Source organism: Pedobacter sp. GW460-11-11-14-TSB4 (assembly GCF_059423705.1).
The window spans coordinates 51,274-65,936 of the sequence record NZ_JBWKYI010000003.1; the positions used below are offsets into that span (position 1 = coordinate 51,274).

Annotated in this window: 13 protein-coding genes; 9 read left to right on the forward strand and 4 right to left on the reverse strand. The window is 37.2% G+C overall.

Features of this window, described 5'->3' with window-relative positions; genetic code table 11:
* Positions 1 to 9 precede the first annotated feature (9 nt).
* On the forward strand, positions 10 to 381 hold the full coding sequence (locus AC07YT_RS04800; protein ID WP_494945188.1) for a nuclear transport factor 2 family protein: 372 nt from the start codon (positions 10 to 12) through the stop codon (positions 379 to 381).
* Positions 382 to 428: 47 nt separating this feature from the next.
* On the opposite strand, the gene AC07YT_RS04805 is transcribed toward AC07YT_RS04800, so the two are convergent.
* Complete coding sequence (locus tag AC07YT_RS04805; RefSeq protein ID WP_086547070.1) at positions 429 to 1,313, reverse strand: NmrA family NAD(P)-binding protein; 885 nt, start codon at positions 1,311 to 1,313, stop codon at positions 429 to 431.
* 81 nt (positions 1,314 to 1,394) lie between these two features.
* Here AC07YT_RS04805 and AC07YT_RS04810 point away from each other — a divergent pair, with 81 nt between their 5' ends.
* Complete coding sequence (locus tag AC07YT_RS04810) at positions 1,395 to 1,748, forward strand: winged helix-turn-helix transcriptional regulator (RefSeq protein ID WP_086547071.1); 354 nt, start codon at positions 1,395 to 1,397, stop codon at positions 1,746 to 1,748.
* 143 nt (positions 1,749 to 1,891) lie between these two features.
* Here AC07YT_RS04810 and AC07YT_RS04815 read toward each other — a convergent pair whose 3' ends face one another.
* Positions 1,892 to 2,215, reverse strand: a complete 324-nt coding sequence (locus AC07YT_RS04815) for a DUF493 family protein (protein WP_086547072.1) — start codon at positions 2,213 to 2,215, stop codon at positions 1,892 to 1,894.
* A 956-nt stretch (positions 2,216 to 3,171) separates the two neighbouring features.
* Here AC07YT_RS04815 and AC07YT_RS04820 point away from each other — a divergent pair.
* Positions 3,172 to 5,475, forward strand: a complete 2,304-nt coding sequence (locus AC07YT_RS04820) for an ATP-dependent helicase (RefSeq protein ID WP_057933526.1) — start codon at positions 3,172 to 3,174, stop codon at positions 5,473 to 5,475.
* A 203-nt stretch (positions 5,476 to 5,678) separates the two neighbouring features.
* Here the strand turns inward: AC07YT_RS04820 and AC07YT_RS04825 are convergent, their stop codons facing one another.
* The gene (locus AC07YT_RS04825) at positions 5,679 to 6,098 is read right to left on the reverse strand and encodes a hypothetical protein (RefSeq protein WP_086547073.1); all 420 of its coding nucleotides are present in this window, start codon (positions 6,096 to 6,098) and stop codon (positions 5,679 to 5,681) included.
* A 126-nt stretch (positions 6,099 to 6,224) separates the two neighbouring features.
* On the opposite strand from AC07YT_RS04825, the gene smc reads away from it, so the two are divergent.
* From smc to AC07YT_RS04855, 6 genes are all read left to right on the forward strand, one after another.
* A complete protein-coding gene (smc, locus tag AC07YT_RS04830; RefSeq protein WP_086547074.1) occupies positions 6,225 to 9,764 on the forward strand; it encodes a chromosome segregation protein SMC in 3,540 nt (1,179 codons plus the stop codon).
* A 288-nt stretch (positions 9,765 to 10,052) separates the two neighbouring features.
* Entirely contained in the window at positions 10,053 to 10,262 is a 210-nt protein-coding gene (locus AC07YT_RS04835) for a DUF2281 domain-containing protein (RefSeq protein WP_086547075.1), read from the forward strand.
* A complete protein-coding gene (locus AC07YT_RS04840; RefSeq protein ID WP_086547076.1) occupies positions 10,262 to 10,672 on the forward strand; it encodes a type II toxin-antitoxin system VapC family toxin in 411 nt (136 codons plus the stop codon). Before AC07YT_RS04835 ends, AC07YT_RS04840 begins: the two co-directional genes overlap by 1 nt.
* Before the next feature lie 12 nt (positions 10,673 to 10,684).
* Positions 10,685 to 11,659: a M28 family peptidase gene (locus AC07YT_RS04845; protein WP_086547077.1), complete on the forward strand. Its 975-nt coding sequence runs from the start codon at positions 10,685 to 10,687 to the stop codon at positions 11,657 to 11,659.
* A 179-nt stretch (positions 11,660 to 11,838) separates the two neighbouring features.
* Positions 11,839 to 12,210 (forward strand): BlaI/MecI/CopY family transcriptional regulator, encoded by a 372-nt coding sequence (locus AC07YT_RS04850; protein WP_086547078.1) that lies wholly within the window; start codon positions 11,839 to 11,841, stop codon positions 12,208 to 12,210.
* Positions 12,207 to 14,009 (forward strand): M56 family metallopeptidase, encoded by a 1,803-nt coding sequence (locus AC07YT_RS04855; RefSeq protein WP_086547079.1) that lies wholly within the window; start codon positions 12,207 to 12,209, stop codon positions 14,007 to 14,009. Before AC07YT_RS04850 ends, AC07YT_RS04855 begins: the two co-directional genes overlap by 4 nt.
* Before the next feature lie 18 nt (positions 14,010 to 14,027).
* Here AC07YT_RS04855 and rsmG read toward each other — a convergent pair whose 3' ends face one another.
* Positions 14,028 to 14,663 (reverse strand): 16S rRNA (guanine(527)-N(7))-methyltransferase RsmG, encoded by a 636-nt coding sequence (rsmG, locus tag AC07YT_RS04860; protein WP_086547080.1) that lies wholly within the window; start codon positions 14,661 to 14,663, stop codon positions 14,028 to 14,030.

Here is a 14,663-nt window from a genome sequence, read left to right on the forward strand (position 1 = left end):
ATTAAAATAATGAATATGAATACCAGGGAACAGATCATTTTAAACGAAAAGAGATTATTAACGGCCATACTGAATGGTGATGTTGCAGACCTTAATCTGCTTTTGCATGAAGATTTACTTTTTAACCTGCCCAATGGAATAACCATAACAAAGGCCATGGATTTGGAAACTTATACATCCGGAAGTATCGATGTAAATTCTATTATCCCCTCTGAACAGCAAATTAACCTGATTAATGATACTGCAGTTGTTAGTGTTAAAATTGAGCTAAAGGCCATATATGCTTCACAAGCTATCGAAGGTATTTTCAGGTATTTGAGAGTCTGGAAGTTGTTTGATCAGGAATGGAAAGTAATTGCCGGAAGTTGTGTGGCCATATAAAAAATAACAGCTGCCAGGTTTAAATCCAGGCAGCTGTTATCGTTCAATTAATCCTGGTATGCCGCAGCAAACTCAGCCGCAAAATCTTTAAGCTTAATGTTACCTAAAACGGGCCTGTTTTTATAATAATCTACAAAAAGTTTATTGCTTCTTATCGCATCGCCCATTTCTACGTAGTTTTTGGCTATTTCTTCCGGTAAACCCGCTCCTACCATTCCGTTAAATGCATCTTCATCGCTAAATTCTATCCATGGTAATTCCGGCTTATCGACTGCAGCACCTAATATTTTTGCAACATCGGCTGGCGTACTTTCATCATCACTGGCGACATACTGTACGCTTTTACCTGTAAAATTACTTTCCAATACTTCAGCGGCTACCTCTGCAATATTACGCGGATGCACCAAAACTAATTTTGCATCAGCACCAAAATTAGACCCTAAAATGTTTGCCTGTTTAACCATATCAATATTGGCTAAAAAGTTAATGTAGAAATAACCAGCATGCAAATGTTTTACATCTACCCCATTTAATGTAGCAAAAATATTTTCTACATCGTGTAATCCGGCAATAGGACCAGTTCCATCCGGCAGGTCTGCACCTACGCTACTTAAATTCACTACTTTTTTAACACCTGATTCTTTAATGGCAACAGCATAATTTTCGCCAATACTTTTAATATATGCCCTAAATTTTGGTGCTGCAAAATTCGGCGGAACCATGGTGTAAATGGCATCAGCCCCAGAAAAGGCCGCTTTTAAAAATCCGATATCGCTTACACTACCAATTAATGGTATTGCACCCAGCGATTTAATTTCTTCGGCTCTCTCAGCATTGCTGCTAATAATTTTTACTTCGTGACCTTTAGCTACCAATATTTCGGCAAGTGGCTTTGTAATATTACCTGTTGATCCTGTTAATGTTATTTTCATGATTTTTTGTTTTTAAATATTGAATACAAAGCTATATTTGTACTTACTTTTATACAAGTACTTACCCCAAAGTATGTAACTATGACAGCTGTTAAAGAAAGTTCGACCCGTAATTTTAATAAAGGCATAGCGCTAACCAGCTGTCCTGTTACTTTTGTAATGGAAAAAATTGGTGGTTATTGGAAACCGATTATTATTTTTCATTTAATGAGCGGACCAAAACGCTACAGCGAGTTAAAACGTGCAATACCACAGATCACTGAAAAAATGCTTATACAACACTTAAAGCAATTGCAAAATGATGAACTTGTTTATAGAGATGCGCAAGCAGTTGTTCCGCCGGTAGTTACCTACAGCCTCACAACATCGGGGCAGGATCTTTTTGAGGTATTGGATTCAATGGTAGATTGGGCCGTTAAAAACGGATCGGTTTAACCTTGATAGGTACTCCTTCTGACTATCTTTAATTGGAGGGAAGATATTGAGCAATAGGTAGCTTAAAACTTTGACGTAGCGGTTAGCCAAGCCGCTACGTGTAAAACCAATATTTTGCTAAAATTATTTTATACGTACGGGGCCTATAGTATCATTATTCCCTTAATGTTTCCGACTTGCTTATAAACAGCAATCACCTCATCAGCATTTTGCATGATCTTTTTTACGGTAATGGAAACATATTTCCCGGTTTTTGAAGCATGCTCAATAAACTCATCATCAGGTAAAACGGTACGCAAATCTTGTATTTTGTCTAGTCCGCCCGTAATAATAAATTTAAAATTGTACACACCCGGAAATTGCTCAACACTTTCCAGTTTCTCTTTTAAATTAGCATAAATATCTGTATTTGTTCCCTCCGGGATATCAGTAAACTCGATATCCTTATTTATTTTTTTCTCTTCCATTATCAAAGCATATCAAATTCTATACCCAAATAAATAGGGTGCAATTCTGACAGAATTTAAATAAATACAGGTCTGGCTTTTCTAAAAACCGATGGAGCAGATTTACCATAGCCATATTAGCCCCCAATAAAATAAAGGCCATTTTACCATATAAGATAGATAAGGGCCATGTAAGCCAATGCAGGATAGATTCTGACTACGAAGTAGCTATTAAACCTAAACTTAATAAGAACAACTAATATAACAAGTGCAGCATGACGAGTGACAAAATAAACTATGGGTTTTACCCCCCAAATAGTAGCACAAACTCAATTTAAATAAACCATGGCGAAACGGATACCGGCCTGGTGGGCAATGCCTGTAGGCGTATGAGCAAAGCAAAGGGCTACCTAGGCCGATGAAATACAGGTTTGGCTTTTATATAAACCCATGGAGCTGATTTACCATAGCCATATTAGCCCCCAATAAAATAAGGGCCATTTTACCATATAAGATAGATAAGGGCCATATAAGCAATACCGGATAGATTCTGACCACGAGGTAGCTATTAGACCTAAACTTAATAGAACAGCTAATAAAACTAGTTCAGCATGACGAACGATAGAATAGGCTGTGGGTTTTAATCCCTCAATAGTAGCACAAACCCAATTTAAATAAACCTTGGCGAAGCGGATACCGGCCTTGTGGGTAATGCCAGCAGCAGTATGAGCAAAGCAAAGGGCTGCCAAATGCTATGAAATACGGATGTAGCTTTCCTCAAAATCAATCAAAAACAAGTTCTTTTTACCATGTTAGACTATAAGTTTCAACAAGTCTAATGGCATGATTGATTCTGAAACAAGTTCAGAATGACGAACCGTTAGGACGACCGATTAGGTTTTAAACTAATTACTAACAACTTTGGCAAAAAGCGATAGGAATTGTTATTTTTGAACCTCAAAAAAACAGGAGCCGATTTGGATTATTTAGCAGGATTAAACCCACAACAAAGAGCAGCAGTAGAGAACACAAAAGGACCAGTAATGATTGTTGCAGGTGCAGGTTCGGGCAAAACCAGGGTAATTACATTTCGTGTAGCCCACCTTATCCAAACCGGTACTGATCCATTTAACATTCTGGTTTTAACCTTTACCAACAAGGCGAGTAAAGATATGCGTGAGCGTATTAGTAAAGTGGTTGGTGCAGAGGCAAAGAACATTTGGATGGGTACTTTTCACTCTGTTTTTGCGAAAATTTTAAGGGTAGAGGCCGAAAAAATCGGTTATCCGAGCAATTTTACCATTTATGATACGGATGATAGTAAAAGTGTAATCCGTGCGATTTTGAAAGAAATGCAGCTGGATGATAAATTATATGCAGCGAACTTTGTTTTCAATAGAATTTCATCAGCTAAAAATAATCTAATTTCCTGGGGCGAATATCAGGCTAACGACCAGATACAGGCCGAAGATATCCAGAATAAACGTCCGTTGATTGGCCAGATTTACGAAACCTATGCTAAACGCTGTTTTAGAGCAGGTGCCATGGATTTCGACGATTTACTGTTCAAAACCAATATTTTATTGAAAGAACATCCGGATGTTTTAAATAAATACCAGCAGAAATTCAGGTACCTGATGGTGGATGAGTATCAGGATACCAACTTTTCGCAGTATACCATTGTGAAAAAACTGGCTGCTGCTTATCAGAACATCTGTGTGGTAGGTGATGATGCTCAGAGTATTTATGCCTTCCGTGGTGCAAACATCCAGAACATTTTAAATTTCGAACGCGATTATCCTGATTTAAAGGTTTATAAATTGGAGCAGAATTACCGTTCTACCCAAAATATTGTAGATGCAGCCAGCAGTATTATTGCCAACAATAAAAACCAGCTCGAAAAAAATGTTTTCTCGGATAATGAACCTGGCGACCGCATTAAGGTTTCGCGGGCTTTTACCGATAATGAAGAAGGTAAATTAGTTGCCGAAGCCATTATTCAGGAGCGCAGCACTAAAGGTTACCAGCACAACGATTTCGCCATTTTGTATCGTACCAACGCGCAAAGCAGGGCTATGGAAGAAGGTTTACGCAAATTAAACATCCCTTACAGGATATATGGCGGTCAATCTTTCTACCAGCGCAAAGAGATTAAAGATTTAATTGCTTACTTCCGTTTAACCTTTAATCCGAAGGATGAAGAGGCTATAAAGCGTGTCATTAATTATCCTAAACGTGGTATTGGCGATACCTCTATTGATAAAATTATTGTTGCGGCAGACCAGCATGGAAAAACCATGTGGGATGTAATTTCAAACGCACACGAATATGTAGATGGGCGTTTAGCCAATCAATTGAACGATTTTGCCATGATGGTGCAAAGCTTTCAGGCAGAGGCAAAAAAGCTCGATGCCTATGATACTGCTTTATTTATTGCCCAACATGCAGGTATTTTAAAAGAATTATATACCGATGATAGTGTTGAAGGACGTGCGAGATACGAAAATATTCAAGAATTATTAAACGGTATTAAGGAATTTGCGGAGCGCGAAGACATTGAAGAGAAAGGTTTGGATATCTTTATGCAGGATGTTGCGCTTTTAACCAATGATGATAAAGATGGAGATAAGAATAAGGATACGGTTTCTTTAATGACGATCCACTCAGCTAAAGGTTTGGAGTTTAAAAACGTGTTTATCGTAGGACTGGAAGAAAACCTGTTCCCCTCACAAATGTCGTTAACCAACCGAACTGATTTAGAAGAGGAGCGCCGTTTGTTTTATGTGGCCATTACCCGTGCCGAAGTGAAACTGACACTTACTTACGCTACTTCCCGATACCGCTGGGGAACTTTAACCAACTGTGAACCAAGTCGTTTCATCAACGAAATTAGTCCGAAGTTTTTAGAATTGGATGTTAAACCGGCAAAATCAACTAGTTTCGACGGAAACTTTGATGACGACCGCAAAACATGGACCTCGCAACCACGCGATTTCTTTAGCAAACCGAAACCAGCGGCCGGCGCAACTACTTCTGCCCCACCAGTCCGTCCGAAAACAACCTCGTTACTGGCAAAAGCACACGTGCCAACACCAGGCTTTACCCCATCGCAACCACATGAATTTCAGGGCGGTATGGAAGTGGAGCACGAAAAATTCGGTTTCGGAAAAATTATCAGCTTAGAAGGAACTTTGCCCGATGTTAAGGCAACTGTATTCTTCCAGGGTTTAGGTAATAAACAGCTATTGCTTAAATTTGCCAAGCTGATGATTGTAAAATAAGGACAAATTTCCATTTAGCCACGGAAACTCAGCTACACAGAAAATTAACAAAGATTCATCATCCTGACCCGATTTTACATCGGGTCAGGATTTTTAATAGATAAACCTTAATAGATGCTGAATCAAGTTCAGCATCACGATCGCTTTTGAAAATTCTGCCCAACGTTAAGCCCTCTGTGCTTTTCTCTCTGCGTTCTCCACTTTTAATAAACAGACCGGTCTTCGAGAAATTCTCCAGCCTTGAGTGTAATTAATTGTTCACGATCCAATGATTTAGCTTGCACATTCCATTCATCTGTCACCTCAATAACTTCAACCACAGTACCAAAAGGAAAAAATTCGCCTTTATTGTCAACTGTAATTTTCACCTTTTCCCCCACCTTAGGCTCTTTGAAAAATAATTGATTTCCGACTATACTCAGTCCTTCAATTTTTTCTAAATCTGATAAAAGATACTTTCGGTAAGGTGATTGCGGATTTTGCGAAATCAAGACAAAAGACTGCGTCGCCATTTCATACTGAACCTGCATTTTATAGAAAAATTTACCGCGAATTTTGTCTCCCAGATAAATTTTCTCTCCTTGTGCAGTAAGGCAGCCTGTGTAAAAAGATTCTATATTCATAAATTAACCGATAAGTTCTGATTTTCCATCGTAAACACCAAATATGACTTAAAATTTTAGAATGCTTATCTTGAAAAACCACAAAATTATCCTTATTATTGAGGTCGGTTCTCCCGATTACAAACCATGCAACTTACTAGGTTAGAAATTAAAGGTTTTAAGAGCTTTGGCGATAAAGTGACCATCAATTTTAATGAGGGTGTTACCGCTATTGTGGGGCCTAATGGTTGCGGGAAATCAAATGTAATCGATGCCATGCGCTGGGTTTTGGGCGAGCAGAGTACCAAAGCTTTACGTTCAGAAAAGATGGAGAACATCATTTTCAATGGGACAAAAAACCGTAAACAAGCGCAGCTCGCCGAGGTTTCATTAAGCTTTGATAATACCAAAAATATCTTGCCTACCGCCTATTCGCAGGTTACTGTTACACGTAAACTCTATAGAAACGGCGATAGCGAATACCGTTTAAACGATGTTCAATGCAGGTTAAAGGATATTACCGACCTTTTTCTGGATACCGGAATCGGCTCTGATAGTTATTCCATTATCGAGCTTAAAATGGTTGATGAAATTATTACCAACAAAGAGCATAGCCGCCGTTCTTTATTTGAGGAAGCATCGGGAATTTCAAAATACAAATTACGTAAAAGACAGACTTTCAGTAAGTTAAAAGACACTGAAGCGGATTTAGAACGGGTTGAGGATTTACTTTTCGAGATCGAAAAAAACCTTAAAACCTTAGAAAATCAGGCACGTAAAGCCGAACGTTATTATAAGTTAAAAGAACAATACCGCGAACTGAGTGTTCAGTTGGCTACTCACCGTATAGCCTTCTTCCGTACCGACTTAAATGCTTTAGAAACACAGGAGCAAAATCAGCAGGTAAACCGGACAGAACTCAGCAACAAAATAGATACTGGCGAAGCCGAACTGCAAAAGCTTAAACTGGGTAGTATTAGCCAGGAAAAGAACCTTTCCGTACAGCAAAAGGCCACAAACGAGTTTGTTTCTAAAATCCGCGCTTACGAAAGTGAGAAAAAAGTAAAAAACGAACAGATGCGTTTTTTACAGGAAAAAGAAACCCGTTTATCTGGCGAGCTCGAAAAAGATAAAAATCAGGTTAACCACATTAAATACAACATCAAACGTTTAAATGAAGAAGTTTTAACAGAAACCGAAGTTTTTAACCGATTGGAATCTGATTTAAAGCTACTGAAATCGACACTTGATACTTTGCGCGAGCAACAACAGACGGAGAAAAACAGGATTGACAACCTGATTAAATCGGTTAACGAGTTGCAAAACAACGTATATCAGTCGCAAAAGGAAATTGATATCCTGAATATCCAAAAAGATGCACTGGTACAGGAAACTAACCGAAATGTGGATGATACCGAAACCAAAACCTTAGAGTTAAAGGCTTTCGATCATGCTTTAGCCGAACTTGATATCCAGGTTAGGGAAAAGCAAGCCAACATTAAAAACCTGACGGAGGCTGAAGAAATTTTAAAGGAAAAACTGGCAGCTTCCGAAATCAACCTAAGTTCGAATAAGGAAAAACTGACGGCCGAAAACCGTAAAAAGGATGCCAAACAAAACGAGTATAACCTCACAAAATCGCTGGTTGATAGTCTGGAAGGTTTCCCCGAATCGATCCGCTTTTTAAAGAAAAACAACGCTTTTGCTAAAAGTGCCTTGCTCCTTTCTGATATTTTATTCTGTAATGAAGATTACCGCATTGCTATAGAAAATTACCTCGAACCGGTAATGAACCATTATGTGGTTGATCAGTATGCAGATGCCGTTCAGGCGATTAACCTCTTAACCGATGCCAGTCGCGGACGGGCTAACTTTTTCATTTTAGAAAATGTTCCTGATAAAAATCCGGTTATTGGTACACATGAGGGACTTGTTTCGGCTTTATCGGTAATAGAAGTCGACAAAAAATACCAACACCTGTGCAACCTGCTTTTACAAAATGTGTACATCGCAGTGGCTGAGCAAGAAAATTTATTTAAAGTCACGCCAACCGAAAGTTTAACCATTTTGGCTAAAAACGGGAAATATGCCCAAACCAAATTCACTTTAGCGGGTGGTTCGGTAGGTTTGTTTGAAGGTAAAAGGATTGGTCGTGCCAAGAATTTAGAAAATCTGGCAAAAGAAATCAAGGCTTCAGAATCGTTGATTAATCAATATAATGCGGCGATAAAAGCCGAAACTGATCAAATATTTGAGTTAAAAGAAGCTTCAAAAATCAATCAGATTAATGCCTTGCAACAAGAAATGAACCGTTTAAACAACGAACACATTTCTGTGCAAACCCGTCGCGACCAGTACCAGGAATTTATTACAACCAGTGAAAACCGCAAAACAGACATTGCCCAAAAGATTGTTTCGATAGAAAAAGCCTTGTCTGAAAAATTGCCTGCATTGGTTCAATTGCAAAAAGACCAGCAAGAAGCGCATGTTAATTTACAGGAACAGCAACTTAATTATCAGGAAATTGCCGACCAGGTAAACGAAAGTGCAGGTAAATACAATCAGGATAACATCCGTTTTCACCAGCAACAGAACAAATTATCGGGTTTAGAAAAAGATTTAGATTACCGTTTCGTACAGGAAGAAGCATTAAACAAACGCATCGCCCAAAACGACAAAGAATTACAGGAAGCACTGACTCAAATTACGGCAACCTTACAACACACCGATCTTAACGATGATACGCTTTTAGAAATGTATCAACAACGTGAAGAGATGGAAAAAGGGCTTGCAGAAGCCGAGCAAGCCTATTTCACAAGTAAAGGAAGCATTAACGAGGTTGAAAACGACCTGACCAATATCCGTAAAAACCGCGAAGAAACCGATTTCTTATTAACGGAGATTAAGGACAAAAAGAATGCTTTAAAAATCGATCTGAATGCCTTAAAAGAACGTTTAGCTGTCGAATTCAACATCGACATTAACGATCTTTTAGAAACAGACACTGAAATTGAAGCTTTAGAAAGTGAATTTGATCTCCGCCAAAAGGTAGAGCGAATGAAACGCCAACTGGACGAATTTGGTGCCATTAACTCAATGGCTATGGAGGCCTTTAAAGAAATGGAAGAACGTTACACTTTCATCCAGAACCAGAAAAAGGACCTTAATGCAGCCAAAACCGATCTTTTACAAACGATTAAAGAGATAGACGATACCGCTAAAGATAAATTTATGCAGGCCTTTACCCAGGCACGTGAGCATTTTATCGTGGTTTTTCGCTCTCTATTTAACGAAGAAGATAGCTGCGACCTGATTTTATCAGACATCAATAATCCGTTAGAGGCTGATATTGATATTATAGCACGTCCGAAAGGGAAAAGGCCTTTATCCATCAATCAGTTATCCGGTGGAGAAAAAACTTTAACGGCTACAGCCCTATTGTTTTCACTTTATCTGTTAAAACCTGCCCCTTTCTGTATTTTCGATGAGGTTGATGCCCCATTGGATGATACCAACATCGATAAATTTAATAATATTATCCGCAAATTCTCTGATCAATCGCAGTTTATCATTGTATCACATAACAAACGAACCATTGCCAGCACCGATATTATTTATGGCGTAACCATGGTAGAACAAGGTGTTTCGAGGGTTGTAGCGGTCGATTTAAGGGAAGTAGCGGCTTAAAATCTTAAAGATAAAAGTAGAAAGACCAAAGCAAAACCTACCGTTTCTGTCTTTGCCAGGAGGCTTTTCAGCCGACAGCCTGCCCCTACTTTCGGGAAGCAATCTATTTTGTAATTAAGAAAATGAAAGCTACTACCACTAGCTTCTTCAGGCCTGCTGTACACTATAGTCCCGACTTTACGCCGGGAGCTGCCGTTTCCATCAGGTTTAGAAACGCAATACCGTAAACTAAACAGCGTTTGAATAGCATAATGAAAAAATGTATATTTGTTATAACAACTTAAGGATATGTTAGCTACAGTTAAAGGATATTACGAAAAAGGGAAGATAACGTTGAAAGAAAAAGCACCTGTACAAACAAAAACAGAGGTTATTGTTACCTTTCTTACAGATGAACAACCAGTTATCTTAAAAAGAATTCCGGGTGCGCTGAAAGGTAAAATATCAATCCCAGACAATTTTAACGATCCTCTAGATGATTTAAAAGAGTACATGTAATGACATCTAATTACTATCTTTTAGATACACATTGCTTACTTTGGTTTCAGGAAAACAGTCCAAAAATCCCAAAAAAAGTATTGGATATTATTCAAAACATAGAAAATATCGTTTACTTTAGTCAAATTAGTTTATTCGAAATCTCAATAAAACAATCTCTTGGTAAACTTCCCAATTTCAGTGTAACTGTTGAGGACATTTATAATCAAGCACTTTTAGATGGTTTTACGTTTTTATCAATTGAAAATTCCTCAATTTTCAATTATAATAACGTCCCATTGTTGAATGAACATAGAGATCCATTCGATCGGTTAATAATTTCTTCAGCGATACAACAAGATGCTACCTTATTATCCGCCGATGAAAAATTCAAGTTGTATCCAACTATTTTAAAATTGTTTTGGCAGTAATCTATTATAACCATGAAAATCCTATATATCCTTCCCTTAGCCATGATGCTAAGTTGCTGTTCATCAGTAAAAAACCAAAATAATACCACATCGGACAAGTTGGATACCCAATTACTAAAAGATGTTGAGGTATTATCTTCAGATGCCTATCAGGGTAGAAAAACCGGAACAAAAGGAGCTGAAATGGCCAGGGCTTATATTATTGAAAGATTTCAAAAATTAGGTTTAAAATCTTACCCCCAACATGTAAACTATGCGCAGGAGTTCACTTTTAATGGAAGAGGCAATGCCAAAATAAATGGCACCAACATCATCGGCTACATACCAGGCAAAGGAAGCAATGTTATTGTGGTATCTGCCCATTACGACCATTTAGGCGTAGTAAAAGATGAAGTTTTTAATGGTGCTGATGATAATGCATCAGGAACTGCAGGATTATTAAAAATTGCCGCTTATTTCGCTAAAAACAAACCTAACAACACCATCATTTTTGCTTCTTTCGATGCCGAAGAAATGGGACTGCAAGGTGCAAAAGCATTTGTGGGCAATCCACCTGTACCCATTAACACTATTGCCATTGATCTAAACATGGATATGATCAGCCATAGTGATAAAGGTGAACTTTATGTATGTGGAACTTTTAAATACCCTGATTTAAAGAAATATGTAGATACGACTAAAACCAATATCAAATTACTTTTCGGCCATGATGATCCTAAACAAGGTCATGATGATTGGACCAACCAGAGCGATCAAGGGGCTTTTAACGCTAAAAATATCCCTTTTTTATACTTCGGTGTAGAAGATCATAAAGACTACCATAAAGCGACAGATGAATATACGACCATTACTAAGCCATTTTTCAGTCATGCAGCAAGTGCGGTGTTAGATGTGGTAAAAAGTATCGACAAGCAATCAGGTTTACAACAATTGTTAAAAGATAAAATGATCATGACGGATAATCCAAAAAGATCAGAAAAGTTTTAATAAACAATACAAAATAACCTAAACCTGCCCTATGCGGCAGGTTTTTTTATGCCTTATACATTTCAAAACAAAAATTATTTAACTGTATATCAAATAATTACAAATAAAACTATAAAAATAGTTTGAAAACTATTTTTATAGTAGTAACTTCATTTAACCAAACTATAAAAATAGTTGATATGATAAAAGAACTCACAAAAGCAGAAGAACAGATCATGCTCATCCTTTGGGAAATGGGCGAAGCCTTAGTAAAAGACGTTATCGAAAAAATGAACGAACCCAAACCTGCCTACAATACCGTTTCAACGGTAATCAGGGTTTTGGAAGGAAAAGGTTTTGTTGATCATAAAGCCATAGGCAATACACATATCTACTTTCCTATTATCAAAGAAACTGATTACAAGCGTTTTGCATTCGACAAGGTCATGAACAATTACTTCGAAAATTCTTACGAAAGTTTGGTTTCTTTTCTGGTAAAAGAAAAAAGTATGAGTACTGAAGAACTCAATGAAATTATTCAATTGGCTGAGAAACTTAAAAAAGATAAATGATGAGCTGGTTATATTATTTACTCGAAGCAAATCTATATTTCGCCTTATTTTATGGCTTTTATAGATTATTCCTCCACCGGGAAACCTTTTATGGCTTAAATAGAAGTTATTTAATTATCACCTCCATACTGGCATTTATTCTTCCATTTTTTCAGCTGGGCTTCTTAAAAGCACCTGTAATCGAACAGGTTACGATAGCACCTACAACGGAAACGGTTGTTGACCAGGTGATGATTCCAGAAAATTTGCCGCTGGAAAGTCATCAACCCAGTATCTTCAATAGTGATCACCTGATTATCGCAATTTATACTTTGGTTACCCTTGTTTTTCTGCTTAAAATGCTCTTTAACTTATCCAGAATTATCCACATGCGTAAACTACCATCTATTAAATTGGATAATGGAGTGAAAATCATTGATTTAAAAGATTCTAAAATAGCTTTTTCATTCTTCAATCTCCTTTTTTTAGATCCACAGTTGGCAGAAAAAAACACCATACTCAAACATGAGCTGGTGCACATTAAACAAAAACACAGTCTGGATGTGCTGTTATTCGAAATCATTCAAATCATCAACTGGTTTAACCCAATCGTTTATCTCGTTAAAAAAGACATTAAGTTAATCCACGAGTACCTGGCCGATGAAGAAACAACGAGATGCGATGTAGAAAAATATCATTATGCAATGTTTCTGATCCAAAATTCAACGGGGATCCAAAACTTAACATTAACTAACCAAATATTCAGTTCATCAATATTAAAAAAGAGAATTAACATGCTAAATCAAAAGAAATCAGCACGTTGGGCAAAGCTCAAATTGCTACTAGCACTGCCCGTTACTGCAGGCATATTATGCATTTCTACCATGGCTTTTACAAAAAATTATGGTTTTGTGGAACTTGGCCCTTCCTTGAAATTACCGTCAACAAAACAAGATACAGTTAAAAAAGCATTCGACAGTAATGATGGCATACACGTACCAAATCCCAATGAATTGTATTTAGCCTTACGTAGAGATCCTAAATCAAAAAAACTAACGACATATACAAAAAAGTTAATACTTCTAAATGGCAAAGAAATAAAAGCAGGCACGAGTGGGGGCGTAAAAAACATAAAACATATGATTAGGTTAAATCCAGCAACTGCTAAGGCAAAATATGGTGAAAAAGCTAGTCATGGTGCTATTGAGATTTTCAGTTCAAATCCTGAGATCATAGGCACTCCGCCGAAAGTAAAACTACCAGCTAACTCATCACAAAAAATTATAATTTTAGCTCCTCCACCTCCCATTGAGCAGGATACAACCAAAAAGAAAAAACTAAAAAAAGTAACTATAAAAGCTTACTGGGCTGCTATGGATACTAAAACAGCTCAAGCTTCAACGGATATTAAATACCAAACAATAGAGCGTAAACCTACGTCAACATCTGATAAAAACTTAAAGGAAGTATTGATTAAGGCCTATGAAAAAGGGATGGGTGATTACAAGATTTATTTTGGGAAACTAAAACTTTTAATACCAAAGGTAGAGTTCAATAATCTACGATCAGATAAAGATTACGCAGGCTTGATTCTTTTGAACAATATATCTAATGAGAATCTTAAAATAGAAAAAATAACTACTGACTGTGATTTTTTAGAGTTGAAAACTAACTCTAAGACTTTAATACCTAACAAAAATTTCAGCATTGATGTGGTCATAAGAAACGCAATGAAAGGTAATGTTTCTCAAAAAATATCTATATACTTCATCGGACAAAAATCTCCAATCATTATTCCTGTTGAAGGGAGCTTTATATAATGTACATTTATAAGATAACTATTGCGGTACGTAAACCACGTATTTCGTTTCGAAGAAATCTTCTTCAAAATAAGCTGAAAGCGGATATAATTCTGCTTTCAGTTTTGATTCTTTAATCTCTTCTGCCAAATCGCCACCTTTTAAGTACAAAATCCCATTTGGAATGGCATTTAACGTATCTTTTTTAAATTTCCCCTGTATCCATGGGTAAAATTCGCCTAAACGCGTAACGGCTCTCGATACCACAAAGTTAAATTTCTCTTTAATTTGTTCTGCCCTTAAATGATCAGCCCTTAAATTCTCCAAACCTAAGGCAGAAGCCACTTCTTTTACCACTTTAATCTTTTTTCCGATAGAATCGACCAGATAAAATTCCGTTTCAGGAAACAGGATGGCCAATGGAATGCCCGGAAAACCGCCACCTGTACCTACATCTAAAACAGATTCGCCGGCTTTAAAAGTGCAAACTTTAGCTATGCCTAAAGAGTGTAATACATGGCGCTCATATAATTCTTCAATATCTTTTCTCGAAATTACATTAATCTGCGCATTCCAATAGCGATATAAATCGAACAATTGTGAGAATTGAGCAATTTGTTTGTCACTTAAGTCAGGAAAATATTTTAAAACGATATCGGGTTTTACATCAAGCAT